The following is a 24,557-nucleotide window of genomic DNA, read 5'->3' on the forward strand; positions in this document are numbered from 1 at the left end:
GGATGACAGGCGCCAGCGACCCGGTAAGTTATGCCCCAGACAAAAACAGGGAATCCTTTGATGAACCTCCCCCCCTTGCTTGCCGTTGTCGGCCTGCTCTGCTGCACTTTGCCCGCCCTTGCCGACGGTCAGGTGCAGAAACTGATCACCGCCGCCGACAAGGCGCGGCTCGACAAATATGGCGATACCCGCAAGGCGGCGCTCGCCGAGGCAAAGGCGGGCAAACCCGCCGAGCTCAAGCAACTCGACACGCTGCTGGGCAAGCCGCTGGTCGCCTTCTCCGACAAGGATCTCACTGGCAATTGGCGGTGCCGCACGATCAAGGTCGGCGGACCGAGCCCGCTCGTCATCTATGGCTGGTTCAAATGCAGGGTCACCGATGATGGCTCCGGTTGGCGGCTGGAAAAGATCAGCGGTTCGCAACGCACCCAGGGCCGCTTCTTCGACGACGGCGACAAGCGCTCGATCTATCTTGGCTCCGGCTCCGTCAACGACGACCGGGCAAAGCCCTATGGCAGCGGTCTGCAAACCGACCAGGTCGGTTACGCCTTCCGCAACAGCGCCAAGGAATGGCGCATCGAATTCCCCGCCCCCTACTACGAATCGAAGCTCGACATCATGGAGTTCAAGCGCTGACCGGCGTCTTCATGCCCTGGCAAGGCTTCCGGCATACCAAGGATTAACCCGCCTACCCTAAGGTCCGGCCACGTCAGCCGGTCCTTGGAGTATGGCAAGATCAATGGCAGCGTCGCGACGTTCGATCCCGGGCTGCCGTCGAAACAATGGTACCACCCAACGATCTGGCTCTACGTCTGGACAGGGGCTGAGAACCGGCATCTGATAACGCATCCAGCGTCGGGAACAGCGCAAACTTCGCCGCCATTCCTGCTGCATCGCCCCCGTCGCGACATGGGTCGCAACGAATAAACCCGCCTTTCATTTTACGACATCCAAATGCGTCGCTTTTGAATGCGCGCGCGTCGTCCCATAACAAGCAGCCTTACGACGCTTGCGGCAATGCTCGGAATATCGAGGAGCGAGAATTCATGGCCGATCTTATCGTCGTCTACTGGCGCGACATCCCTGCCCAGGTCATCGTTAGGAAAGGCCGGCAGAACGCCAAGCGCGAATTGCCGTTGCGCTTCACCGAAGCGATCGACATGTGTGCCATGCGCACCGGCGCCGGTGGCACCGACAACTATCTCGCCGAATGGCGCAAGGCCGAACCGGTTCCGGTCGGTGACGATCTCGAAGCCGAGGTCGAAAAAGCATTCCACGAGCTCGACACGAAATACGACCGCGAGCGGCTGGTCGCTCTGGTCAAGGCGGGCGGAAAAGAAAATGTCTGACGAGAACCCGGCGGTTACCCAGGCCACGCTGGTCAAGAAGGCCGCGCCGAAATCCGACTACAAGCCGGCCGACGTGTCGCCGCAGCGCCGCGTGCAGCGCTCGTTCGCGGTGAGACTATGGTCTGTTCGGCACTCGCGATTGCTCGAATGGTTTTATGCGCGTTTTGCCGACACGTTCCTGCTGCTGCATCCCTTGTGGAAGGGCATCGGTTATGGCCGTGTCGAGGCTCCAATCAAATTCGTTGAAAAGCGCGTCAAGGGCTTCATGTTCGACTGCCGCATGTGCGGCCAGTGCATCCTGTCCTCGACCGGCATGTCGTGCCCGATGAATTGCCCCAAGCAGTTGCGCAACGGCCCCTGCGGCGGCGTGCGCGCCAACGGCAATTGCGAGGTCGAGCCCGATATGCCCTGCGTCTGGGTCAAGGCCTGGGAAGGTTCGCAGAACATGGTCAACTCCGACAGGATTCTCACCGTGCAGAAGCCGGTAGACCAGTCGTTGCGCGAAACTTCGGCCTGGCTGCGGGTGACTGCGCAGGCCGCGGCAGCCCGTGAAGCCGCCGCTGCCGCGAAGACCGGAGCCTCCGCATGATCGGCCGCCAGCTCGATGAAAATCCGGCCGGCATCCATTTGCCGCTCGATCCCCTGCCCGGCCACACCTCGCGCGGCCGGCTGGAGCGCGTGCTCAGGCGCGGCGAATTCGCGGTGACCACCGAGCTCAACCCACCCGACAGCGCCGACCCCGAGGATGTCTACAACAGGGCGAAGATATTCGACGGCTGGGTCGATGCCATCAACGCGGTCGATGCGTCCGGCGCCAATTGCCATATGTCCTCGGTCGGTATTTGTGCACTGCTGACTCGCATGGGCTACGCCCCAATCATGCAGATCGCCTGCCGCGACAAGAACCGTATCGCCATCCAGGGCGATGTGCTGGGCGGTGCCGCAATGGGCGTCGCCAACATGCTGTGCCTGACCGGCGACGGCGTGCAGGCCGGCGACCAGCCGGGCGCCAAGCCGGTGTTCGATCTCGATTCCATGTCGCTGCTGGAGACCTGCCGCATCATGCGTGACAACGGCAAGTTTCTGTCCGGCCGCAAGCTGACGACGCCCCCGCAGCTGTTCCTGGGCGCTGCCGTCAATCCGTTCGCGCCGCCCTTCGACTTTCGCCCGATCCATCTCGGCAAGAAGATCGCCGCCGGCGCGCAGTTCGTGCAGACGCAGTACTGCTTCGACGTGCCGATGTTCAAGACCTTCATGCAGAAGGCCCGCGATCTCGGCCATACCGAAAAGGTGTTCATCCTGTGCGGGGTCGGCCCCTTGGCCTCGGCCAAGACGGCAAAATGGATCCGCTCCAACGTGCCCGGTATCCATATCCCTGACGCCATCATCAAGCGGCTGGAAGGCGCCCAGGACCAGAAGAAGGAAGGCAAGCAGCTCTGCACCGACATCATCAACGAGGTGAAGGAAATTCCCGGCGTCTCTGGCATCCACGTGATGGCCTATCGCCAGGAGGAATATGTCGCCGAGATCGTCGATGAATCGGGTGTGCTGAAGGGCCGCCAGCCATGGAAGCGTGAGATCCGCCGCGACGACCAGATGGTCGCCGACCGGCTGGACCACATCCTGCACGACGAGATTACCGAAACCCAGGTGGATATGGTGAAGACCGCGCATTGACCCGCGCGGAACGACCACCATTCGCTTGATCGACAAGAGATAACGATATAAAGAACTCTTTATATCACGACGGAGAGATTTCATGACCCGGACCATCGTTGCCTCGGCGACACGAGAAATCATCATCGGCTTCGACCAGCCCTTCTGCGTGATCGGCGAACGCATCAACCCGACCGGCCGCAAGAAGCTCGCCGCCGAGATGGTGGTTGGCAATTTCGAGACCGTCATCAAGGACGCGCTGGAGCAGGCCGCCTGCGGCGCCACCATGCTCGACGTCAATGCCGGCGTCACTTCGGTCAACCCGAACGAAACCGAACCTGGTCTTTTGGTGCAGACGCTGGAAATCGTCCAGGGCCTGGTCGACCTGCCGCTGTCGATCGACAGTTCCGTCAGCGCCGCGATCGAAGCCGCGCTGAAGGTCGCCAAGGGCCGGCCGCTGGTCAACTCCGTCACCGGCGAGGAGGAAAAACTCGAAGCCATCCTGCCGCTGGTCAAAAAATACAACGTGCCCGTCGTCGCCATCTCCAACGACGAAACCGGCATTTCGATGGACCCGGACGTGCGCTTCGCCGTCGCCAAGAAGATCGTGCAGCGCTGCGCCGATTTCGGCATCCCGGCGCACGACGTCGTCGTCGACCCGCTGGTCATGCCGATCGGGGCGCTTGGCGATGCCGGCCGCCAGGTGTTCGCGCTGCTGCGCCGCCTGCGCGAAGAGCTCAAGGTCAACACCACGTGCGGCCTGTCGAATATCTCGTTCGGCCTGCCGCACCGCCACGGCATCAACGCCGCCTTCATCCCGATGGTGATCGGCGCCGGCATGACTTCGGCGATCATGAACCCGGTGCGGCCGCAGGAAATGGAAGCCGTGCGCGGCGCCAACGTGCTGAACGGCACCGACGAGAACTGCACCAAATGGATCAAGACCTACAAGGATTACAAGCCGGCCGAAGGCGGCCACGCGGTGGCGGCGCCGACAGCGGTCAATGCACCGGGCGAAGGCGGCGGCAATGGCAGCCGCCGGCGCGGCGGTCGTGAAGCCCGGATGGGCCGGGGATAAGCGCGCAATCGTGAATTCACCTGCAAACATTACCGATCCACTCGTGCTGTTCATGCCGTCAGGCAAGCGCGGGCGGTTCCCTGTCGGCACGCCGGTGCTCGACGCCGCGCGCCAGCTCGGCGTCTATGTCGAGAGCGTGTGCGGCGGACGCGCCACTTGCGGGCGCTGCCAGATCGAGGTGCAGGAAGGCAATTTCGCCAAGCACAAGATCACCTCCTCAAACGACCACATCTCGCCCAAAGGTCCCAAGGAAGAGCGCTACGAACGCGTGCGCGGCCTGCCCGAAAGGCGCCGCCTCTCCTGCTCGGCGCAGATCCTCGGCGATCTCGTCATCGACGTGCCGCAGGACACCGTCATCAACGCGCAGACCATCCGCAAGGATGCCGACACCAGGGTGATCGCCCGCGATACGGCGATCCGCATGTGCTATGTCGAGATTGAAGAGCCCGACATGCACAACCCATCAGGCGACCTCGACCGGCTCAAGATCGCGCTGATGAAGGACTGGGGCTTTAAAAACCTCGAATTCGACTTTTATCTGCTGCCGCAGGTGCAAGGCATATTGCGCAAGGGCAACTGGACCGCCACCGCTGCCATCCACAAGGATGCCGACAGTGACATCGCGCGCGTCATCGCGCTGTGGCCGGGCCTCAAGAACGAGGCTTATGGGCTGGCCTGCGACATCGGCTCGACCACCATCGCCATGCATCTGGTATCGCTGCTGTCGGGCCGCGTCGCCGCCTCGTCCGGAACATCGAACCCGCAGATCCGCTTTGGCGAGGATCTGATGAGCCGCGTCTCCTATGTGATGATGAACCCGGATGGCCGCGAAGGCATGACAGTTGCTGTCCGCGAGGCGATCTCCGGCCTCGTCGACAAGGTCTGCGCGGAAGGCAATGTCCAGCGCAACGACATCCTGGATTCCGTCTTCGTCGGCAATCCGATCATGCATCACCTGTTCCTCGGCATCGATCCCACCGAACTCGGCGGAGCCCCCTTCGCGCTTGCCGTCTCGGGCGCCGTGCGCATCAAGGCATCCGATATCGGGCTGAAGCTCAACCAGGGTGCGCGCCTCTATATGCTGCCTTGCATTGCCGGCCATGTCGGCGCCGATGCAGCGGCGGTGACGCTGTCGGAAGGTCCGCATCGCCAGGACGAGATGATGTTGATCGTCGATGTCGGCACCAATGCCGAGATCGTACTCGGCAATCGCGCGCGTGTCGTGGCTGCCTCCTCGCCCACCGGCCCGGCCTTCGAAGGTGCCGAAATCTCCGGTGGCCAGCGGGCCGCGCCCGGCGCCATCGAGCGCGTGCGCATCGATCCCGACACACTGGAGCCGAAATACCGCGTCATCGGCTCGGAATTGTGGTCCGACGAACCGGGCTTCCTCGACAGCGTGCAGGCGACCGGTGTCACCGGCATCTGCGGCTCCGGCATTATCGAGATCGTCGCCGAAATGTATCTCGCCGGCATCATCTCGGAAGATGGTGTCGTCGACGGATCGCTTGCCGCGCGCTCGCCGCGCGTCGTCGCCAACGGCCGCACCTTCTCCTACGTGCTGAAGGAAGGCGAACCCAAGATCACCATCACCCAGACCGACGTCCGCGCCATCCAGCTTGCCAAGGCGGCGCTCTATGCCGGCACCAAGCTGTTGATGGAAAAGCAGAACACCGAGCATGTCGACCGCATCCATTTCGCCGGTGCCTTTGGCTCCTTCATCGATCCGAAATACGCCATGGTGCTCGGCCTTATCCCCGATTGCGATCTCGACAAGGTCTCGGCCGTCGGCAACGCCGCCGGCGCCGGTGCCCGTATGGCGCTGCTCAATCGCGGCTACCGTCGCGAGATCGAGGAGACGGTGAGCCAGATCGAGAAGATCGAGACCGCGCTGGAGCCGAAATTCCAGGAGCATTTCGTCTATGCCATGGCGCTGCCCAACAAGGTCGATCCGTTCCCGAAACTGTCGGCGGCGGTGAAACTGCCGCCACGCAAGACGGTGAGCGAGGATGGCATCGCCGGAGATGCGGCACCGCGAAGGCGCTCGCGCGAAGGCCACGCCGCACGGCGCAGCCGCGACTGACAAACCGCTTCAGGCCGTTGCGATCGGATTCATATGTCTGCAGCCTGGGTAAGCGGGGTCTCTTTTCCGCGCTTGACGCCTTTGGGGCGTGAGGGGTGCAGCGCCCGGATGAGCGGCTTTTCAACGACCAGATAAAGCATCGCCGAGAACACCAGGCTGAGAACGACGATCAGCGCCGGCTGCAATGCCGGCAGCACGCCGAGCCGCAAGGTGATGCCCGTCACCGCGACGGCCACCAGGGCGTGCCAAAGATAGATCGAATAGGAGGCTTCGCCGAGGAAGCTGAACAAGGCCACGGGCCTGAACGGCCGAGCGCGTTCGGCAAAGACCGCGCCCGCCACGATCAGCATGGCCGGGATGCCCCAGCGCAATACGCGCGGCATATCGGCGTCGACCAACGGGATGACGGCGAGCAGAAGAAACCCACCACCAAGCAGCGTCAGGGCCAGCCCAAACGAGAGCCGAACGTCCTGGAGCCACAGGCGTCCCAGAATAACGCCGGCAGCGAATTCGAGCACGATTGGGCTGGTGAAGGAACGCGCATATCCGTCGGGCAAGACAAAATGCAGCGCGACGATGATGGTGAGACTGCCGACGAGCACGCCCAGACGCCATCGTTCGCCCAGAAAAAGAGGCAAGGCGAAAACGAGATAGAACATCATCTCGTAGCTCAGCGTCCAACCCTGGAGGACGACGGGATGCAATGCGCCGTCTTGCAGAAGCGGCAAGAAGAACAGCGAGCGGCCGAGGCTCAGCGGGCTGAGCAACTGATCGTAAAAAAACTGTGGCTTGATCAGCATGGCTGCGGCAGTCATGAAGGTGACGATCCAGTAGAGCGGCACGATGCGGGTGATCCGGCGGCCGATGAAGCCCACTGGATCCGCCGGGCGGCTCGCCGTCGTCACCCACATGATGAAACCGCTGATCACAAAGAAGACGTCGACCCCGGCGGCACCGACAGAGAACGGGCCGTCGAACTGCTCGCTGACGTGGAAGCAGACCACAGCACTCGCAGCTAGCGCCCGCAGATACTGAATGCTGTGGATACTCGGCACGATGACCCCAGTCATGGTTTCCGCGTTGTGCTGCAACGCACACTTCTGCTGCTGCGCTGCACAATTACAGGCAGTTGCGGGGCGACTTGTCAACTATTTTCTATTCGAGTCGCAGCGCACCACCGCCCGAGGACGTCCGATTTATCGGGACCTGAAAACGACTTCGGCGCCTCGAAAACTCATTTGTATCCAATGTTTCCAGATTAGGCCGATCTGGAAACGAACGCGCTATTTTCGCGAAATCCATCCGATACATGGCAGGCGCATTTACCCCGCATCGAACGGCGGCCAAAGAAGTCCTTGGCCACCGCCGTTCTTCAAGGGAGATGAAAATGTCGATGTTCGAAAATCTCGGCCGCTTCGGTGTGACCATCAGGCAAGCTCATGCCAGGAATAAGGCGATCCGCGCGCTGAACAGCTTGCCGGCGCATGTCCGGAAGGACATCGGATGGCCGGCATCGCCGCCGAATGATCCGCAGGCCACGCTCGCCTCGCTGCTTCTGGGTAGGACGCGCTGATGACCTTCACCGACAAATGCAAATTGCTCGGCTTCCGCCGGGGACCGCGTACGTCCCCGACGGCCAACAACCAGCTGCGCGCGGCACTTCTGCCGCGCCACTGATCACACCAGCGTGTGGACAAGGCGCTGATCTTGACATCTTTGGCCAGGGCACGATCTGCAAGAATGAAGGGGAATTCTCTTAGTCGGCTGCCGCCGAAGTCCGTGTATCCGCATGCCAAGTTTGAAAAGCCACGTCGTGTCCTTCGTGCTTAGGCACAGCCGCAAGCAGGCCTTTTCCAGCCCGGAAAACCTGCAGCGCTGGATAGCGGCCGCGCGCAAGACCGAGGATCACCGTCCGCCGGCCTTGCTGCAGCAGCGTTACGATATCCAGACGCGCAGCGTGGACGGGTTTCCGGTCTACGAAATCGCGCCCAGGGCCGAAGAGCACAAGCAGATACTCTACCTGCATGGCGGCGCCTATGTCTTTGAGATCACGCCTTATCACTGGTATCTGATCGCCGACATGGCCGACCGGCTGGGCTACGGCATCACCGTGCCGATCTATCCCATCGCGCCCGAGCACAACTTCCACGCCATGTTCGGCATGGTCGGCGCTGTCTATCGCCGGATGCTCGAGGAGACAGAGGCGGAAGACATCATCTTCATGGGCGATTCCGCCGGCGGCAACATGGCCGTGGTGCTGACCATGATGGCGGCGGAAGAGGGTTTGCCCGTACCCTCGCGTCATGTGCTGATTTCACCCGGGCTCGACGTCTCGCTCGCAAACCCCGAAGTATTCGAGGCGGAGCGGAACGATCCATGGTTGGGCATTGCCGGTGGGCGCGAGGCAATCCGGCTCTATAGTGCCGGTATGGATCCGACCGACTGGCGCATCAGCCCGGTCTATGGCGATCTGTCGGTGTTGCCGAAGACATTGCTCCTGACGGGCTCCCGCGATCTTCTCACGCCCGACAATCTGATCTTTGCACAAAAAGCCCGCACCGCCGGTGTCGAGGTGGAGGTGGTTTACGAGGAAGGCATGTTCCACGTCTGGCCGCTGATTGACATGCCGGAAGCGCGGCGCGCGCGCCAACACATCGTTGCTTTCCTGAGCCAGAGCCCTTCGCCGATCGCCGCCTCCACAGAGGCGGCGGAGCAGCGCCTTCGGTCCGAGTATCCCGGATGATCAGAACTTGCCGGTTTCCCTGAACACTTCGAAAGTCGCGCGGATGTGGTCGGCGACGGCCTTGACCGGCGCACTGGCGTCCGGCGCCACCACCATGGCAAGATTGTAAGTGCCGATATCGGGCATACCGTCCTTCGGGCAGAGTTCGACCATGTCGTTGCCGAGGAACGATCGCGGCAGCGGCGCGACCGCAAGGTCTGCCATGATCGCGGCTCGCTGGCCTGCGGTATGGGCGCTCATGTAAGCGACGCGATAGTTGCGGCCCTCGCGCCCCAATGCCTCGAGCGCACCGGCCCGCCAGGCACAGCCTTCTTCCCACAATGAGACCGGCAGCGGTTCGCGTAGATGCGCGCAGCCGCCCTTGGCGCCGGCCCACACGATCGGCTCGGTCAAAAGCACCTCGGCGCCAAGCGCGCTGGTCTTGTAGGAGTTCGTCAACAGCGTGATGTCGAGCGCGCGGTCGTCCATGCGCCGGCGCAGATTGCTGCTCTGGTCGATGGTGACGTCGACGGCGATCGAGGGATGCGACTGCGCGAAACGCTTCAGCACATGCGGCAGCACGCGCTCGCCATAATCATCCGGGGAGCCGAGCCGCACCACGCCGACAATATCGGGGATAATGAACTTCGACACCACCTCGCGGTTGATCGACAACAGCCGCCGGGCATAGCCGAGCAGCACTTCGCCGTCCGTGGTCAGCGTCACCGAACGTGCATCGCGCGCGAACACCGAGCGGCCGAGAATGTCCTCCAGCTTCTTGATCTGCATGGATACGGCCGACGGCGTGCGGAAAACGGCATTGGCCGCGGTGGTGAAGCTGCCTGTCTCGGCAATCGCCACGAAAGTGCGCAAAACGTCGAGGTCGAGCAGCGGCAGCGGGTGATTGAGTGGGGCGTTCATGACGATCTGCCTTCAATTTTTCTGATACAAAGCATCATTCCATTTCGTTTGATTGAACATCAGATCAGGAGCACAGTCAACTCCATCGAAGCAGCATGCCGCCAAAAGCAGCACGAAACGACCACGACGCAGACCTGCATTCGACATGTGAAACAGACCTGACGTAATGCATTGCCGGCGCCTCCCGCGCCGCAGCAAAGGAGATCGAAATGTCTATCCTGTCATCCCTCGGCCGCATCGCGACCGAATTCAACGCCGCCCGCGCCCGCTACCAGACCGAACGCGCCATCCGTTCCCTGCCGATCGAGTTGCAGAAGGATATCGGCTGGCCGGAAGCTTCCGACACCAAGACCGGTATTCGCAATGGCGTCGGAACCTGGGCTGGAGCAAAGTAGATCGTGTGTACCCCGTGCTGAAGGCCTGCCGCGCAACCCGCCCGGCAGGCCTTCTCTATTTTATTTGTATTCAAACGAATTCAGCAGCCATGCTGCCGCTGCATGGCGCATATGAGCAAGCCGCATAGCAGCTCGTTTTTGAGCCAACCAACTGTAAATATTCGTAAATATTGGGCACAACACCTGCAACCTGCCCAAATCTGTCGCAATCGGTGTCGCTTTTCATATCAAGCGCTTCGCTTTTGCGATTCAGTTTCTGCTTACACAAGCCTATATCCCCGTCAGCAAACGAGCTGCCCCACTCCATCAAGCGAAGGCGACCCGTCTGAGCAACCGATTGGAGATGATCATGAAGCTTTTTGCCCGCCTCTTCGCCCGCCGCGAAATGAACCTGACCACCGCTCTCGAGCGTCAGCGCCTCGCCAACACCATGCCTGGCCAGACCGGGGCCATGGCTGCGGCGCGTCTCGGCTTCGTCGCCTGATACCTCCACAGCCGCGCTCCCTGCCACGGCTTCAGAGTTGACAGCCGCCGCTTCGGTTCCGCCGAGGCGGCGTTTATCTGTTGCGCTTCCATCACCTTTTCACAACCTGACGGTGGCCTGGTTTGAGCAGCACCGCGCTGTGAATGCCCATTTGCGACCCATGTCGCAAATTTAATCTTGCCAAAGCCGCCTAGCCGATTGACAGGAATGGTTTTTCCTGATGACGCTATGCTATTCGCGACATCCTGTTCGCGTCATGGCCAGATGAGGTTCCCCGTGAACGCCGTCAAGCATCCGATCAAGCGGTCGTTTGTGTTCTTCCTTGTTCCCGATTTCACCATGATCGCTTTTGCGACCGCGCTGGACCCGTTGCGCTCCGCCAATCGGATGCTCGGCTACGAGGCCTATCGCTGGCGCCTTGCCAGCATTGACGGCAAGCCGGTGCGCGCCTCCAACGGCGTGGAGTGTGCGGTCAACACCTCGCTGGAGGAGGAACGCAAGAAGATGGCCGGGCCGGACCGCCCGAACATGGCCATCGTCTGCAGCGGCACCAATGTCGAGCGCTATCAGAACAAGTCGGCTTTTGCCTGGCTGCGCGAGGAATATAACCGCGGCGTCGCCGTCGGCGGTCTGTGCACCGGTGCGCATATTCTGGCCGCCGCCGGGCTGTTGTCGAACAAGCGCTGCGCCATCCATTGGGAAAACCTGCCGGGCTTTTCCGAGGCCTTCCCGAAGGCCAATGTCTTTGCCGACCTGTTCGAGATCGACCAGAACATCTACACCTGCGCCGGCGGCACCGCCGCGCTCGACATGATGCTGAAGCTGATCGGTGACGATTTCGACGAGAACCTCGTCAACCGCGTGTGCGAGCAGGTGCTGACCGACCGTGTGCGCAGCCCGACCGACCGCCAGCGCCTGCCGCTGCGCGCCCGCCTTGGCGTGCAGAACTCGAAAGTGCTGACCATCATCGAACTGATGGAGGCCAATTTGTCCGAGCCGCTGTCGCTGATCGAGATCGCCGACCATGTCGACCTGTCGCGCCGCCAGATCGAGCGCCTGTTCCGCACCGAGATGGGCCGCTCCCCAGCCCGCTACTATCTCGAAATCCGCCTCGACCGCGCCCGGCATCTCTTGATTCAGTCGTCGCTCCCGGTGGTCGAGGTGGCGGTCGCCTGCGGCTTCGTCTCGGCGTCGCATTTCTCGAAATGCTACCGCGAGCTCTACGCCCGCTCGCCGCAGCAGGAGCGCGTAGACCGCAAGCAGTTGCTGGCGGCCTGACCCCAAACCATACACGCAGACGACCAAGCCGTGAGCGGTTAGTGCACCTCTGCGGTCCGCATCGCCTCGACGCGGATGTCCTCGGTCAGCCGTGCCTTCAACGCCGAGAATTCCGGGCTGGTCTTCAGCGTGTAGTGGCGCGGATGCGGCAGGTCGATGGCGACATCCGACTTGATGCGGCCGGGCCGCGCCGTCATCACGATAACCCGCGAGGCCATGAAGATCGCCTCCTCGATGTCGTGGGTGACGAACAGCACCGTTTTCTTGCGCCGTTCCCATATGCCGAGCAGCAATTCCTGCATCAGCCCGCGCGTCTGGTTGTCGAGGGCTCCGAACGGCTCGTCCAGCAGCAGGATTTCCGGATCGTTGGCCAGTGCCCGCGCTATCGCCGTGCGCTGCTGCATGCCGCCGGAAAGCTGCTTCGGCCAATGATTCTCGAACCCCTTCAGCCCGACGAGATCGACATAGGAGGCAACGATCCCGTCCCTCTCCTCCTCGGCCATGCCGCGTTCGCGCAGGCCGAAAGCGATGTTTTCGGCGACCGTCAGCCATGGGAAAAGCGTGTAGGACTGGAAGACCATGCCGCGGTCCGGCCCGGGTCTCGTCACCGCCCTGCCGTCGAGCAGAACGCGACCTTCGCTTGGCGCTTCCAGGCCGGCGACGATCCTCAACAGCGTCGACTTTCCGCAACCGGACGGCCCCAGTATGGTGATGAAATCATTTGCCGCGACCGCGAGATCCACCGGCATCAGCGCCCTGACCGGCTCTCCGCCGCGCACGCCGGCAAAGGTGCGCGCAACGCCCTCGATGAGAAGCTTGCTCACGCCAGGCTCCATGGAAAGAGCCAGCGGTTGAACGCCTTGAAAGCGAAATCGGACAACAGCCCGATCAGGCCGATGACGATGATGCCGAAGATGATCTGCCCGGTCGCCAGCCGCGACTGGCTGTTGATGATCATATAGCCGATGCCCGACGACGAGCCGATCAGTTCGGCAACGATGACATAGGTCCAGGCCCAGCCGAGCACCAGCCGCAGCGTCTCGGCGATCTCGGGCGCGTTGGCCGGCATGATCACCCGCCTGACGATGCCATTGTTGGTCGAGCCCAGCGTATAGGCGGCCTCGACCAGATCGCGCCGTGTGGAACCGACCTTGACCGCAATGATCAGGATGACCTGGAACACCGAGCCGACGAAGATGACGAGCAGCTTTTCCAGCTCGCCAATGCCGGCCCACAGGATGAGCAGCGGAATGAAAGCCGAGGCCGGCAGGTAGCGGGCGAAGGAGACGAAGGGTTCCAGAAAAGCTTCCACCGGTTTCCAGGCGCCCATGGCGATGCCGAGCGGCACGGCGACGACCGAGGCCAGCACAAAACCGCCGAAGACCCGCCAGATGGTGATCAGTATGTCGAGCCAGAAACGGTCCTCGACCAGCAGCCGCCAGCCGTCCCGCAGCATCGACAGCGGGTCGGCGAGGAAGATGCGGTTGACGTGGCCGCCAAGTGTGATCCAGGCCCAGAAGGCCACGAACAGCACGAAGAAGGAAATACCGAGCACTGTTCGCAGGCTCGGTGAGACAGGATGCAAGGGGCGCATCTTCATCCTTTGTCAGCGGGAAAGTGGCGGCGCACTGCCCCGCCGCACGGTATCCAAGGGTTGAACCGTCAATTCGCCACGGCGCTGGTGTCGGCCAGCGTGGCGACGTCGGGCGCCTCCTTGATCAGCCCCATCTGCAGCAGCAGGTCGCCGGCGGTCTTGGAAAAGTCCTGGAATTCCTTGGTGAAGAACTGCTTGTTCGCGGCCTTGTCGGCCCATTTCAGGTACTTCGCCGAATCCTCGAATTCCTTGGCAGACTGTTTCACGTCGGCGCCCATGATCTCGTAGGATTTCTGCGGATCCTTCTTGATCATGTCGAGAGCGTCGAAATAGCTGTCGGCAAGCGCCTTGGCGGCGTCGGGATTGGCCTTGAGGAATTCGGGCGTGCAGCCGACCGTGTCGAGAACCATCGGATAGTCGAGCGTGGTCGCCAGGATATGACCCTGGTCGGCCTTATCGCGCACGGCCGAGATGAAGGGCTCGTAGGTGACGGCCGCATCGTTCTGGCCGGCGAGGAAGGCTTGCGCCGCTGCGTCAGGCTCGAGATTGACGACGGTCACGTCCTTGGTCGACATGCCGTTCTTGTTCAGCACCCAGGCCAGCATGAAATAGGGCGACGTTCCCGGCGCGGAGGACGCTACATTCTTGCCCTTGAGGTCGGCGACGGTCTTGATATCGTTGCGCACGACGATGCCGTCGGCGCCATAGGATTTGTCGAGCTGGAAGATTTGCTTGGTGGTCACCCCGCTGGCGTTCCAGACCAGCCAGGTCTCGACCGTGGTGGCGGCGCATTGCAGGTCGCCGCTGGCGATGGCGAGCGGCCGGCTGGCCTGCGGCACCTTCTTCAAGGTCACGTCGAGGCCATGTTTCTCGAACAGCCCTGCCTGCTTGGCGAGTGTCAGCGGCGCGAATCCGGTCCAGCCGCTGATGCCGATGGTGAGTGACGTGGCGGCCAGCGCCGGCGCGGTCAACCCCGCGGCAAGCGTCAATGTCGCGGCAAAGACGGTTATCCTGTTCATGTCAGTTCCCCTTTTGTCTTTCTGAGGGAAATTGTTCACAGAGGCCGACGGGCTTGTCAATCAACAGGAACGTGTTTGCGCACAAAGCAGCCGGCAACCCGGTTTGGAATTGCTCTACCTGCTGCCGGGCATCCAGTTGCGGTTGCGCCACATTTTCTCGCCGACCTGGCAGTCGGCGGCGGGCTTGTCCTGCGCCAGCTCCACTGGCGGATGGTCCGCCTCCTCCGCCACCCAATAGGGTGACGCCGGACCGGCAAGTTCAAGCACAAGCTTGCGGCGGATGGCTTCGGGAAATTGTGTCCAGTCATTGACCGGGATCATGAAGGCACCGGCGCCGCCGATGACGCAGTCGCTGTAGTAGCGGTCGAGATCGTTGACGTCGTAGACGCCGGAAAAGCCGCCCCGGGTCATCAGCGGCAGGCCATTGATGACGATGCCTTGGCTGACCACCCCGTCGCGGACGAGATTGACCGGCGCGCCCTGGTTGTTCGGCCCGTCGCCCGAAATGTCGATGACGTGCTTGGTTCCCTGGTAGCCGCTTTCGGCGAAAAGGTCGCTGCCGAACTCCAATGCACCGGAGATCGAGGTGCGCCGTGCGCTGTTGGGCGGCTGGGCCGACAATTGCGCCACCACCCGCTCGGCGTCGGCGCGGCTTGCGATCACCGTCCACGGTACGATGACGTGTTGCCAGCCGGTGCCGGCCCATTCGACATAGGTGACGGCGATCTTGCCATAGGCGCCATCGGCGATCGCCTGCAGCACATTGTCATGCGTCAGCGCCGCCGCATAGCCATGGCGCTGGATCTCCAGCTCCTCCGCCGACATCGACAGCGAAACGTCCACCGCCAGCACCAGCTCGACATCGACCGGCTCGTCGGCGTAGGATCTCGGCGCCAGCCAGAGCGTCAGCGCCAGTGCGGCAGTGGCCGAAAGCAGATGTCTCGCGCAGGGCAAACCAGACATTGCGCAAGGTTAAGCCAGAATCGCCCACCGAAAAAGAGAAAAGCCCGGCCATGGCCGCGCTGATCCAATAGCGAGCCCGGCCGCGGCGATCAGCTCCGCGGCTTGAGATTCTCCGGGTCGTAAAGCGGCTTGTAGCCAACGCTGGCGACTTCAACCGGATAAGTCTCGCCGAAATACTCGACCTTGAGCTTGCGGCCCTCCTGGGCATAGGCCCAGGGCAGATAGGCGAGCGCGATGTTCTTGCCGATGGTCGGGCCATAGGCGACCGATGTTGTGAAGGAGCGGCGGCCGAGTTCGTCGACCAGTGTATCCCCGCTCTCGGGGTCCATCACCGGCATGATGCCGACGGGATAACGGGCAACACCCTTGGAGTCTGTATTCTCGGTCATCACCAGAGTGCACAGCATGGCGGGCTGGTGCGCGCGTTCGCGATACTTCACATGCTTGGCCTTGCCGCAGAAATCGTTTTCCTTGACCTTCGGTCGAGCAAGATCGGCCTCAAGCAGATTATACTCGGTCAAGAGGTCGGCGTTCTGCAACCGCAGGCTCTTCTCCATGCGGCGGGTGTTGGCATAGGTCTCGACGCCGAACGGCATGACGCCTGTCGAGCGGAGCGCGTCCCAGACGGCCAGACCGTCCTCATAGCGCATATGCAGTTCCCAGCCCTGCTCGCCGACATAGGAAATGCGGAACGCAGTGACGTCCTTGCCGCCGATCCTGACCGGCTTGATCGCCGCGAATGGAAAATTCTCCGGCGAAAGCCCATCCGGGTTCTCGACCACCTTTTGCAAGGTCGCACGCGCGTTCGGCCCCCAGATGCCGATGGTGACGTACTTCTCGGTCACATCGGTGATGGTGACGTCGAACCCTTTGTCCTGCGCCGTGCGGCGCATGTACTGGAAGTCGCGCGGCCCCGCGTCGGCGCCGTCGATCAGCCGGCAGCGGTCGGCCATGCGGATCACGGTGAAGTCGGCGCGCACCATGCCTTCCTCGTCGAGGAAGTGGGTGTAGATGCCCTTGCCGATGTTGTTGTCGCCGCCGATCTTGGCCGCGCACAGCCATTCCAGCAGCGCGACATGGTCGGGTCCTTCGATATCATACATGGAGAAATGCGAGAGGTTGACGATGCCGCAATCCTCGCTCATCGCCAGATGCTCGGCGTTGGAGACGCGCCAGAAGTGGCGGTTGTCCCATTCGTTCTCGCGCACCGGCACCCGGTTTCCATACTTTTCAAGCAGATGCTCGTTGGCGGCGTAGCCGTGGGCGCGCTCCCAGCCGCCGAGTTCCATGAAATAGCCGCCGAGTTCCTTCTCGCGCTCCCAGAACGGCGAGCGCCTGACGTCGCGGGCCTTGGAGAAGGGTTCGCGCGGATGCACCGCCGGATTGTAGACCTTCATCGCCGTCTCGGTGCAGCGATCCCAGATGAACTGTTCCTTGGTCTGGTGCGGATAGAAGCGCGCATAGTCGATCGCGTGGTGGTCGATCTCGGTGCGGCCGTCGGTCATCCAGTCGGCGATCAGCTTGCCCATGCCCGGGCCGTCCTTGACCCAGATGGCGACGGCATACCAAAGCCCCCTCACCTTCTGGCTTTCGCCCATGGATGGGCCCCCATCGGCCGTCACCTGCAGCAGGCCATTGAACGAATGGCTTTCGTTATAGCCGAGTTCACCCAGGATCGGCGTCAGTTCCATGGCGCGTTCGAGCGGCGCCAGGATCTGCTCCATGTCGAGATCGCGCTGCGACGGCGATAGCCGCGCCTGGTCCTTCTCCAGCAGATCGCGTGGGTGGCAGAGGCGCGGATTGGTCTCTTCGTAATAGCCCCATTCGATCTGGCCGCCCTCGGCGGTCTTCGGATCGCCAGTGTCACGCATATAGGCCGAGTTGCCCTGGTCGCGCAGCAGCGGCCAGCCGATCTCCTTGCCGGTGCCCGCGAACTCGGTGTACGGGCCAAAGAAGGTCAGCGGATGGTCGATCGGCATGACAGGCAGGTCCTCGCCGACCATCTCGGCGATCAGCCGGCCCCAGATGCCGGCGCAGACGATGACGTAGTCGGCCTCGATCGTACCGCGGTCCGTCACCACGGCACTGATGCGGCCATCCTTGACGACAAGCGACTTCGCCGGCGTGTTGGCGAACGATTTGAGCTTGCCGGACGCTTCGGCCTGGTCGACCAGCTTGCCGGCAACGGTCTGCGAGCGCGGAATGACGAGACCGGCGTCCGGATCCCACAGGCCGCCCTGCACCAGGTCCTGTTCGATCAGCGGGAATTTTTCCTTGATCTCGGCGGGCTCGATCAAACGGGCGCGCGTGCCGAAAGCCTTGGCCGAAGCGATCTTGCGCTTGATCTCGTCCATGCGGCCGTCGTCGCCGACACGGGCGACCTCAAGGCCGCCGACGCGCGCGTAGTGGCCCATCTTCTCGTAGAAATTGATGGAATAGAGCGTCGTCCAGCAGGACAGAAAATCATGGCTGGTGGTGTAACAGAAGTCCGACGCATGCGCGGTCGAGCCGATATCGGTCGGGATGCCCGACTTGTCGATGCCGACAATGTCGTCCCAGCCGCGTTCGATCAGATGATGGGCGATCGATGCGCCGACAATGCCGCCGAGGCCAATAATGACGACCTTCGCCTTTTTCGGAAACTCTGCCATTGCCCGCGACTCCAGAATGCTGTTGCGGGCGGCGTCGGCGCCCGTTTGATCGGCGCACAATATGCAGGCGACGGGCACGGCGCTACCGCCTGTTTGCGACACGCCAAAGATGCGGCGCGACCCTTCCCAAATCAGGGAAAACAGCTACCCATCAGGCAAACGCCCACACGTCCTGGGCCTGGAAGCCAGGCTGGCAGCCCGCCGTTTTCAGCTTGACCACGACCTGGCCGATCTCCAGGGCCGACCTCGACCTTGATCATGCCGGGACGATAGCGCTTGAGGTCGAGCTGCTCGAACACGATGCAAACGGCCGGCGCGGCGGGATTTTCAGCGTCATTGTTAGACAGCTACCGGAAATGATAAAAGGCCGAGCAAACGCCCGGCCTTTCCAATCATGCCACCGAGATTACTTGATGCGGGCGACACCGCCGGAAATCTCGACGGTTTCCGAACCGGTCAGGGCTTCGAGGTCACCATTGGGCAAGGTGACGAAGCAACCGTTCTGGCAGAACTCGACGGTTTCGCCGCCGGCCAGCGCAAGCTCGGTCTTGCTGCCGCCCTCGGTCACGACCAGCGTGCGCGTCTCGGCGTCCTTGTTGACCGCGCTTGCGGCATGGGCCGAGCCGCTCACGGCGAGCAAAGCCACGGCGGCGACGAGAGACTTCCACATTTGCAATATCGGTGTTCCCACCGCCTCTGTTGCATTTCACAAGGCATTTTCGCCTTTGCATGGAGCTTATATGAGATGGAAGCTGAACCGCAACTGAATGCCGCATTCATGCCGCAATTGGTCTTGGCGACGTGCAACCTTGAAATTCCAAATCTAATCCGGATCGGGCTTGCGTGTCTTGCGGCCTGATTTGGCCTGACGCTTCGCCTCGGCCTCGGCTTGCGCCTTGGCCTCTTGCTGTTCGGCGAAATCGGCCTCGATCTTGTCGTCATCGGTCGGCCATGCCACGTGCTTCTTGGCCTCGACGACCGCGCGAGGCGTTGAAGGGATTTCGATGTGCTGGTCGTCGAATTTCTCCAGCACGGTGAAGCGGACGTCGTTCTGCACGATGTTGCCGTTCATCACATCGGCCAGGAACAGACGAATCTCGAATTCGAGCGCGGCGGGTCCGAAATTGGAAAACAGCACGAACGGCTCGGGGTTCTTGAGCACCAGCGGATGGCTGCGCGCGATCTCCAGCAGGACGGCGTGGACATGCTTGACGTCGCTGCCATAGGCGACGCCGACCTTGATGTCGATGCGGCCGAGCTTGTTGCGGTGCGTCCAGTTGCCGACGGCATTGTTGATCAGGTTCGAATTGGGCAGGATCACCGACTGCCGCTGGAAAGTCTCGATCTCGGTGGCGCGCACGCTGATCTTCTTGACCGTGCCGCTGACGTCGCCGGCCACGATCCAGTCGCCGACCTTGAACGGCCGCTCGGCCAAGAGGATCAGGCCGGAGACGAAATTGGACACCACATTCTGCAGGCCAAAGCCGATACCGAGGGAGAGAGCTCCGGCGACCAGTGCCAGGCTGGAGAGATCGATGCCGGCCGCCGAAATACCGACCAGCGCCGCAAGAGCAACGCCGGCATAGCCGACCGCCAGCCGGATCGAGTTGCGCACCCCTGTATCGACCTTGCCACGCGCCATGACCGAGCCGTCGAGCCAGCCCTGGAACCAGCGCGTCAGGAAATAGCCGATGACGAAGACGACGATGCCCGACAGGATGCCGGTGACCGAAATCGTGACCGAACCGATATTGATCCCGGTTGCGAGCTTGTATGCCCACGCTTCGATATCGCCAGGCTGGAAGCCCCACATCAAAAGGATCAGCGGCAGGAACACCAGCACGATCATCACGTTGATGGCGATGCTGACGACAAGGCCGAGCTGGTCAAGCGCGGTGTCCTCGTAGCTGGAATTGGCCGACAGCCAGCGCCCGACCGACGTGTTGGCGAAAGCGTCCTCCTCGCCGATCGCCTGTGCCGACAGGAAGCCGATATAGGCTGTTATCAGCGCCGTGCCGGTGACCACGACCTGTTGTGAGACGAACAGCGCAAGACCGATATAACCGAGCAGCGCCGCGACGATGGTGAACAGGCCAAGGGCGAGCGACGTATAGCGCAGCCATGCCGGCCATGGTCGCCAGCTTCCGTCACGCGCCCTGAACGGCCTCAGCATCGCCATCAGCATCAGGATGACGCCGACGGTTATGGCGGCTCCGAAGCTGCGGGCGATGGTCAGCGACAGCGGCGAGCCCATCTTGTCGTTGACGATCGACAGGAAATAGTTTGCGCCGATGACCACGGCCATGGCTGTCGCTAGCCGCACTAGCCAGCGCGCCGGGCCGGTTTCGACGGGAATGAGCCGCCAGTTCGGTAGGCGCGGCTCGAGCGCAGCATTGGTCAGCCGATTGACGCAAAACACCACGCCGATGACGGCCGCCAGCGCATTGAGGAAGAGCCCGATATCGCCGCGCAAAACATTATAATAGTTGAAGAAGAAGATCGTCGAGCCGAGAAAGGCGGCAACCGCCAGCGTCGGCAGCAAGGTCGACCAGAACGCCACTGAAAGGCGGCTGAGATAGGACGGGGCCTCATTGCTGGATTCGGCCTCGAACACCCGCCCGAACAGGCGCCGCCCGCCGACCAGCAGCACCAGCGCAAGGCCGAGCGCCACGAAGGTTGCCGCCAGGATGGCCTGGAACTTGAACCTGATGGCGAAGCTCAGCCAGGACGACACCGCCCTGTAGAAATTGCCGAATTCGTCCCGCGCATCGGAAAACACCTGCGGGCTCAAGGCGTCCGAAAGTACGTAGCGCTTGGTCAACAGATTCCGGAACAGCGCGCTGCGCATGTTGCCGATCTTGTCGATCAGCCCGCTGATGCGGATCGACAAGGTCTGAGCTTGCGCGATGACCGCGTTGATCTCCGCCTTTTCGGACGTTAGCGCCTGGCGTTCGCCGCTGACGATGTCGGGCTCCGCCGGTTGGCCGGCGGCAGGCGGTGGCCCGAGCTGTTCGAGCCGGCTGTTGATTTCGCCCAGGCGCGTGCGGAACGCCAGCGCGCTGGTCAGCGATTGCCGCGACAATTCCTCGAGCTGCAGGCGGATATCGACGAGGTTGCTGTCGTCCTCGCCATCCTGCTGGATCTGCTTCTCGAAATTGTCGGCCTTGGTCGTCAGGCCCTGGATGATCTTTTGCTGGTCGGCGACCAGTCCGGCGGGCGCCTGGCCAACGCCTTGCGCCGCCGCCTCGAACGACAGCGGCGCCGCAACGACAAGCGCCAGGACCAATATGAGGCGAAGCAATCGAAAAAACATGATGGATCGGCGACTCGCGGGCGGCAAAGGCATTCAAAATGCCTGTCCTTGATAAAGGCGGCCATATCATGGGGCAAGTCACCGCGACGATCGCACTCATCAAGCGTCGGTCAGTCGAAAGGCGATGGCGCAATATTGGCTTTCTATCAGCCCCCTGCTCTATAGTCTGCCGCATCGCCCGCAACGGACACCTTACACATGGCAGAGTACTCAGCCCTTTCGCTGCTCGCGAACGCGTTCAAGGGAAACAAGGACTGGAAGCCGGCCTGGCGCAAGCCGGATCCGAAGGCATCCTACGACGTCATCATCATCGGCGGCGGCGGTCACGGCCTGGCGACCGCCTACTATCTAGCCAAGGAACACGGCATCACCAATGTCGCGGTGCTGGAGAAAGGCTGGCTGGGCTCCGGCAATGTCGGCCGCAACACGACGGCCGTTCGCTCGAACTATCTCCTGCCCGCCAATACCCGCTTCTACGAACATTCGATGAAGCTGTGGGAGAACCTGTCGCACGAACTCAATTACAACGTTATGTTCTCGCAGCGCGGCTGCCTGAACCTGGCGCACACGCCGGCTCAGTTCGACGACTACGCAAGACGCGGCAACGCCATGCGCCATCTCGGCGTCGATGCGGAACTGATGACACCAGCCGAGATCAAGCGCCTGATCCCGGCGCTCGATATCTCCAATGATGCACGCTTTCCGGTGGTTGGCGGCCTGATGCAGCGGCGCGCCGGCACCGCCCGGCACGATGCGGTCGCCTGGGGCTATGCACGCGGCGCCGACCGGCGCGGCGTCGACATCGTCGAGAATTGCGAGGTCACCGGCTTCCTGCGCGACGGCGACCGCATCACCGGCGTTACCACATCGCGCGGCGATGTCAGGGCCAAGAAGGTCGCGGTCGCGGTGGCCGGCAGCACCGGCCGCGTCATGCAACTGGCCGGCGTCGAGACAATGCCGATCGAGAGCCATGTGCTGCAGGCCTTCGTCACCGAATCGCTGAAACCCTTCATCGACACGGTCGTGACGTTCGGCATGGGCCATTTCTACATGTCGCAGTCCGACAAGGGCGGCCTTGTCTATGGCGGCGACATCGACGGCTACAACAGCTACGCCCAGCGCGGCAACCTGCCCATCGTCGACGAAGTGATGAGCGAGATGCTGGCGCTTTTCCCGGGCCTAGCGCGTGTGCGCATGCTGCGCTCCTGGGGCGGCGTCTGCGACATGTCGATGGACGGTTCGCCGATCATCACCATCGGGCCCCTGCCCGGCATGTATCTCAATTGCGGCTGGTGCTATGGCGGCTTCAAGGCGACGCCCGCTTCCGGGTGGTGCTTTGCCTGGACCATCGCCAAGGACCAGCCGCACGATTTCAACGCCCCTTTCACGCTGGACCGATTTCATCGCGGCCTGGTGATCGACGACAAGGGCCAGGGCGCGAACCCGCGGCTTCATTAGGAACATTCAGTGCTGATCACTTGCCCCTATTGCGGCCCGCGCGACGTCATCGAGTTCACCTATCAGGGTGACGGCAACCGCGAACGTCCCGACCCTGCCTCACAGAATTTCGAGGCCTGGAACGCGTACGTCTACGACCGGCTGAACCCGGCCGGCGACCACAACGAGATCTGGCAGCATTCCGGCGGCTGCCGGGCTCACCTGAGGGTCGTGCGCAACACGCTGACGCATGAGATTTCCAGTGTCGCCTTCGTGCGTGGCGATCACAGCTCGGCCGCGCGCCGCAAGGCGGAGGACAAGCCATGAGCCCGCGCCGCACCGTCACCGGCGGCCGTATAGACCGGTTGAAGACGATCCGTTTCACGTTCGACGGCGTTGCCTATACCGGGCATGGCGGCGACACGCTGGCGTCCGCGCTGCTGGCCAATGGCGTCACCCTTTTCGGGCGTTCTTTCAAATATCATCGCCCACGCGGCCTGCTGAGCGCAGGCGTCGAGGAGCCCAACGCGCTGGTAACGGTGCTGAAGGGCGAGGTGCGGGAACCCAACATTCCTGCGACCATGGTCGAGATCCATGACGGGCTGATTGCCGTCAGCCAGAACCGTTTCCCCTCGCTCACCTGGGATATCCATGCCGTCAACCAGCTCGGTGGCAAGCTGCTGTCGGCCGGCTTCTACTACAAGACCTTCATGGGGCCGGTTATCGGCCCGCTGAAAGGCACGCGCTTCTGGATGTTCTGCGAGCATTTCATCCGCCGCGCCGCCGGCCTCGGCAGCGCCGGATCGGCAAAGGACCCGGCCCGCTACGAGCGCATGAACGCCTTTTGCGACGTGCTTGTGGTCGGCTCCGGCCCAGCCGGCCTGATGGCCGCCAAGGCCGCCGCGGACCAAGGCGCCCGCGTCATGCTGGCCGATCTCGAGCCGCGTTTCGGCGGTTCGGCCAACTGGTCCGGCGAAACCATCGATGGCGCACCCGCGGCTGATTGGGTGCATCGCACCGTCGCTCAGCTCGAGGCCCGCGACAACGTCCGGCTTCTGCCGCGCACCACGGTCTGGGGCTACTACGACAACAACACGCTTGCCGCGCTCGAGCGGGTCAGCGACCACAAGGCACAGCCCGCCAAGGGTGAGCCGCGCCATCGCTACTGGGCGATCCGCGCGGGATCCGTCGTGCTGGCTACCGGCGCCTTCGAAAGGCCGCTGGTGTTTCCTGGCAATGACCGGCCCGGCGTGATGCTGGCGCATGCGGCGGAGCGCTACGCCAACGAATTCGGCGTGCTGCCGGGGCAGCGGGTCGTGGTGTTCACCAACAATGACAGCGCCTACCGGTCGGCGCTGGCGCTGAAGCAGGCAGGTGCGGCGATCGTTGCCATCGTCGACGTGCGCCCGCAACCGTCCGCCGAGATGAGCGCCCTGGCTGGCGAAGCCGAGGCGGAATTGTTTTCCGGTCATGCGGTGGTCGCCACGGAAGGTGGCAAGTCGTTGTCCGGCCTCAAGGTCCAGCGTTTCGACATGGTCGCCGGTGCGCTGAGCGGCGATGCGCGCAGCGTCCATGCCGATTGCCTGCTGATGTCGGGCGGCTGGTCGCCGACCATCC

Annotated in this window: 23 protein-coding genes and 1 pseudogene; 14 read left to right on the forward strand and 10 right to left on the reverse strand. The window is 62.6% G+C overall.

Annotated features, from left to right (window positions below):
• Positions 1-60: 60 nt before the first annotated feature.
• The 6 genes from O7A61_RS09920 (at position 61) to O7A61_RS09945 (ending at position 6,163) form a co-directional block, all read left to right on the forward strand.
• Positions 61-636: a DUF4893 domain-containing protein gene (locus O7A61_RS09920; protein ID WP_337129605.1), complete on the forward strand. Its 576-nt coding sequence runs from the start codon at positions 61-63 to the stop codon at positions 634-636.
• Between the two features lie 410 nt (positions 637-1,046).
• Complete coding sequence (locus O7A61_RS09925; protein WP_337129607.1) at positions 1,047-1,349, forward strand: virulence factor; 303 nt, start codon at positions 1,047-1,049, stop codon at positions 1,347-1,349.
• Positions 1,342-1,938 carry a methylenetetrahydrofolate reductase C-terminal domain-containing protein gene (locus O7A61_RS09930; RefSeq protein WP_140751864.1) on the forward strand — a complete coding sequence of 199 codons (597 nt, stop codon included), beginning with the start codon at positions 1,342-1,344 and terminating at the stop codon, positions 1,936-1,938. The genes O7A61_RS09925 and O7A61_RS09930 overlap by 8 nt, the downstream gene beginning before the upstream one ends.
• Entirely contained in the window at positions 1,935-3,026 is a 1,092-nt protein-coding gene (locus O7A61_RS09935; RefSeq protein WP_027145889.1) for a methylenetetrahydrofolate reductase, read from the forward strand. Before O7A61_RS09930 ends, O7A61_RS09935 begins: the two co-directional genes overlap by 4 nt.
• Before the next feature lie 82 nt (positions 3,027-3,108).
• Positions 3,109-4,083: a methyltetrahydrofolate cobalamin methyltransferase gene (locus O7A61_RS09940; RefSeq protein WP_027145888.1), complete on the forward strand. Its 975-nt coding sequence runs from the start codon at positions 3,109-3,111 to the stop codon at positions 4,081-4,083.
• Positions 4,034-6,163 (forward strand): ASKHA domain-containing protein, encoded by a 2,130-nt coding sequence (locus O7A61_RS09945; protein ID WP_337129610.1) that lies wholly within the window; start codon positions 4,034-4,036, stop codon positions 6,161-6,163. Before O7A61_RS09940 ends, O7A61_RS09945 begins: the two co-directional genes overlap by 50 nt.
• A 29-nt stretch (positions 6,164-6,192) precedes the next feature.
• Here the strand turns inward: O7A61_RS09945 and O7A61_RS09950 are convergent, their stop codons facing one another.
• Complete coding sequence (locus tag O7A61_RS09950) at positions 6,193-7,254, reverse strand: acyltransferase family protein (RefSeq protein ID WP_337129612.1); 1,062 nt, start codon at positions 7,252-7,254, stop codon at positions 6,193-6,195.
• 296 nt (positions 7,255-7,550) lie between these two features.
• Here O7A61_RS09950 and O7A61_RS09955 point away from each other — a divergent pair, with 296 nt between their 5' ends.
• Both O7A61_RS09955 and O7A61_RS09960 read left to right on the forward strand, forming a co-directional pair.
• Complete coding sequence (locus O7A61_RS09955) at positions 7,551-7,736, forward strand: hypothetical protein (protein ID WP_027145886.1); 186 nt, start codon at positions 7,551-7,553, stop codon at positions 7,734-7,736.
• Between the two features lie 216 nt (positions 7,737-7,952).
• Positions 7,953-8,906: an alpha/beta hydrolase gene (locus O7A61_RS09960; RefSeq protein WP_337129614.1), complete on the forward strand. Its 954-nt coding sequence runs from the start codon at positions 7,953-7,955 to the stop codon at positions 8,904-8,906.
• On the opposite strand, the gene O7A61_RS09965 is transcribed toward O7A61_RS09960, so the two are convergent.
• Positions 8,907-9,806, reverse strand: coding sequence for a LysR substrate-binding domain-containing protein (locus O7A61_RS09965; RefSeq protein ID WP_337129616.1), 900 nt, complete (start codon positions 9,804-9,806; stop codon positions 8,907-8,909). It lies immediately after the preceding gene.
• A 209-nt stretch (positions 9,807-10,015) separates the two neighbouring features.
• Here O7A61_RS09965 and O7A61_RS09970 point away from each other — a divergent pair, with 209 nt between their 5' ends.
• From O7A61_RS09970 to O7A61_RS09980, 3 genes are all read left to right on the forward strand, one after another.
• A complete protein-coding gene (locus O7A61_RS09970) occupies positions 10,016-10,201 on the forward strand; it encodes a hypothetical protein (protein ID WP_337106433.1) in 186 nt (61 codons plus the stop codon).
• A 349-nt stretch (positions 10,202-10,550) separates the two neighbouring features.
• The gene (locus O7A61_RS09975) at positions 10,551-10,685 is read left to right on the forward strand and encodes a hypothetical protein (protein ID WP_013894968.1); all 135 of its coding nucleotides are present in this window, start codon (positions 10,551-10,553) and stop codon (positions 10,683-10,685) included.
• 264 nt (positions 10,686-10,949) lie between these two features.
• Positions 10,950-11,963, forward strand: coding sequence for a GlxA family transcriptional regulator (locus tag O7A61_RS09980; RefSeq protein ID WP_348625742.1), 1,014 nt, complete (start codon positions 10,950-10,952; stop codon positions 11,961-11,963).
• Between the two features lie 38 nt (positions 11,964-12,001).
• Here O7A61_RS09980 and O7A61_RS09985 read toward each other — a convergent pair whose 3' ends face one another.
• The 8 genes and pseudogenes from O7A61_RS09985 to O7A61_RS10020 form a co-directional block, all read right to left on the reverse strand.
• Positions 12,002-12,787 carry an ABC transporter ATP-binding protein gene (locus O7A61_RS09985; protein ID WP_337129620.1) on the reverse strand — a complete coding sequence of 262 codons (786 nt, stop codon included), beginning with the start codon at positions 12,785-12,787 and terminating at the stop codon, positions 12,002-12,004.
• On the reverse strand, positions 12,784-13,557 hold the full coding sequence (locus O7A61_RS09990) for an ABC transporter permease (protein ID WP_140502780.1): 774 nt from the start codon (positions 13,555-13,557) through the stop codon (positions 12,784-12,786). The genes O7A61_RS09985 and O7A61_RS09990 overlap by 4 nt, the downstream gene beginning before the upstream one ends.
• A gap of 68 nt (positions 13,558-13,625) precedes the next feature.
• Positions 13,626-14,576, reverse strand: a complete 951-nt coding sequence (locus O7A61_RS09995) for an ABC transporter substrate-binding protein (RefSeq protein ID WP_027145880.1) — start codon at positions 14,574-14,576, stop codon at positions 13,626-13,628.
• 114 nt (positions 14,577-14,690) lie between these two features.
• Positions 14,691-15,539, reverse strand: coding sequence for a DUF1194 domain-containing protein (locus tag O7A61_RS10000; protein WP_337129622.1), 849 nt, complete (start codon positions 15,537-15,539; stop codon positions 14,691-14,693).
• An 89-nt stretch (positions 15,540-15,628) separates the two neighbouring features.
• A complete protein-coding gene (locus tag O7A61_RS10005) occupies positions 15,629-18,190 on the reverse strand; it encodes a GcvT family protein (protein ID WP_337129624.1) in 2,562 nt (853 codons plus the stop codon).
• Positions 18,191-18,341: 151 nt separating this feature from the next.
• Positions 18,342-18,492: pseudogene (locus O7A61_RS10010) on the reverse strand (FkbM family methyltransferase); the annotation flags it as partial.
• Between the two features lie 104 nt (positions 18,493-18,596).
• Positions 18,597-18,860 carry a hypothetical protein gene (locus O7A61_RS10015; RefSeq protein ID WP_027145877.1) on the reverse strand — a complete coding sequence of 88 codons (264 nt, stop codon included), beginning with the start codon at positions 18,858-18,860 and terminating at the stop codon, positions 18,597-18,599.
• A gap of 153 nt (positions 18,861-19,013) precedes the next feature.
• The gene (locus O7A61_RS10020; RefSeq protein ID WP_337129626.1) at positions 19,014-21,503 is read right to left on the reverse strand and encodes a mechanosensitive ion channel family protein; all 2,490 of its coding nucleotides are present in this window, start codon (positions 21,501-21,503) and stop codon (positions 19,014-19,016) included.
• A 198-nt stretch (positions 21,504-21,701) separates the two neighbouring features.
• On the opposite strand from O7A61_RS10020, the gene O7A61_RS10025 reads away from it, so the two are divergent.
• The 3 genes from O7A61_RS10025 to O7A61_RS10035 form a co-directional block, all read left to right on the forward strand.
• A complete protein-coding gene (locus O7A61_RS10025; RefSeq protein WP_140718090.1) occupies positions 21,702-22,961 on the forward strand; it encodes a sarcosine oxidase subunit beta in 1,260 nt (419 codons plus the stop codon).
• Positions 22,962-22,970: 9 nt separating this feature from the next.
• A complete protein-coding gene (locus tag O7A61_RS10030; RefSeq protein WP_027145874.1) occupies positions 22,971-23,267 on the forward strand; it encodes a sarcosine oxidase subunit delta in 297 nt (98 codons plus the stop codon).
• A partial coding sequence (locus tag O7A61_RS10035) for a 2Fe-2S iron-sulfur cluster-binding protein (protein WP_337129629.1) occupies positions 23,264-24,557 on the forward strand: 1,294 nt, incomplete at its 3' end. The genes O7A61_RS10030 and O7A61_RS10035, both read left to right, overlap by 4 nt.

The sequence above is a fragment of the Mesorhizobium sp. Cs1321R2N1 genome (genome assembly GCF_037179725.1).
GTDB classification, from domain to species: domain Bacteria; phylum Pseudomonadota; class Alphaproteobacteria; order Rhizobiales; family Rhizobiaceae; genus Mesorhizobium; species Mesorhizobium salmacidum.

Bases quoted from the DNA above. Each gene is read 5' to 3' on its own strand.
- O7A61_RS09920 (WP_337129605.1), top strand. From the start codon at position 61: ATGAACCTCCCCCCCTTGCTTGCCGTTGTCGGCCTGCTCTGCTGCACT.
- O7A61_RS09925 (WP_337129607.1), top strand. From the start codon at position 1,047: ATGGCCGATCTTATCGTCGTCTACTGGCGCGACATCCCTGCCCAGGTC.
- O7A61_RS09930 (WP_140751864.1), top strand. From the start codon at position 1,342: ATGTCTGACGAGAACCCGGCGGTTACCCAGGCCACGCTGGTCAAGAAG.
- O7A61_RS09935 (WP_027145889.1), top strand. From the start codon at position 1,935: ATGATCGGCCGCCAGCTCGATGAAAATCCGGCCGGCATCCATTTGCCG.
- O7A61_RS09940 (WP_027145888.1), top strand. From the start codon at position 3,109: ATGACCCGGACCATCGTTGCCTCGGCGACACGAGAAATCATCATCGGC.
- O7A61_RS09945 (WP_337129610.1), top strand. From the start codon at position 4,034: ATGGCAGCCGCCGGCGCGGCGGTCGTGAAGCCCGGATGGGCCGGGGAT.
- O7A61_RS09955 (WP_027145886.1), top strand. From the start codon at position 7,551: ATGTCGATGTTCGAAAATCTCGGCCGCTTCGGTGTGACCATCAGGCAA.
- O7A61_RS09960 (WP_337129614.1), top strand. From the start codon at position 7,953: ATGCCAAGTTTGAAAAGCCACGTCGTGTCCTTCGTGCTTAGGCACAGC.
- O7A61_RS09965 (WP_337129616.1), bottom strand. From the start codon at position 9,806: ATGAACGCCCCACTCAATCACCCGCTGCCGCTGCTCGACCTCGACGTT.
- O7A61_RS09970 (WP_337106433.1), top strand. From the start codon at position 10,016: ATGTCTATCCTGTCATCCCTCGGCCGCATCGCGACCGAATTCAACGCC.
- O7A61_RS09975 (WP_013894968.1), top strand. From the start codon at position 10,551: ATGAAGCTTTTTGCCCGCCTCTTCGCCCGCCGCGAAATGAACCTGACC.
- O7A61_RS09980 (WP_348625742.1), top strand. From the start codon at position 10,950: ATGAGGTTCCCCGTGAACGCCGTCAAGCATCCGATCAAGCGGTCGTTT.
- O7A61_RS09990 (WP_140502780.1), bottom strand. From the start codon at position 13,557: ATGCGCCCCTTGCATCCTGTCTCACCGAGCCTGCGAACAGTGCTCGGT.
- O7A61_RS09995 (WP_027145880.1), bottom strand. From the start codon at position 14,576: ATGAACAGGATAACCGTCTTTGCCGCGACATTGACGCTTGCCGCGGGG.
- O7A61_RS10000 (WP_337129622.1), bottom strand. From the start codon at position 15,539: ATGTCTGGTTTGCCCTGCGCGAGACATCTGCTTTCGGCCACTGCCGCA.
- O7A61_RS10005 (WP_337129624.1), bottom strand. From the start codon at position 18,190: ATGGCAGAGTTTCCGAAAAAGGCGAAGGTCGTCATTATTGGCCTCGGC.
- O7A61_RS10015 (WP_027145877.1), bottom strand. From the start codon at position 18,860: ATGTGGAAGTCTCTCGTCGCCGCCGTGGCTTTGCTCGCCGTGAGCGGC.
- O7A61_RS10020 (WP_337129626.1), bottom strand. From the start codon at position 21,503: ATGTTTTTTCGATTGCTTCGCCTCATATTGGTCCTGGCGCTTGTCGTT.
- O7A61_RS10025 (WP_140718090.1), top strand. From the start codon at position 21,702: ATGGCAGAGTACTCAGCCCTTTCGCTGCTCGCGAACGCGTTCAAGGGA.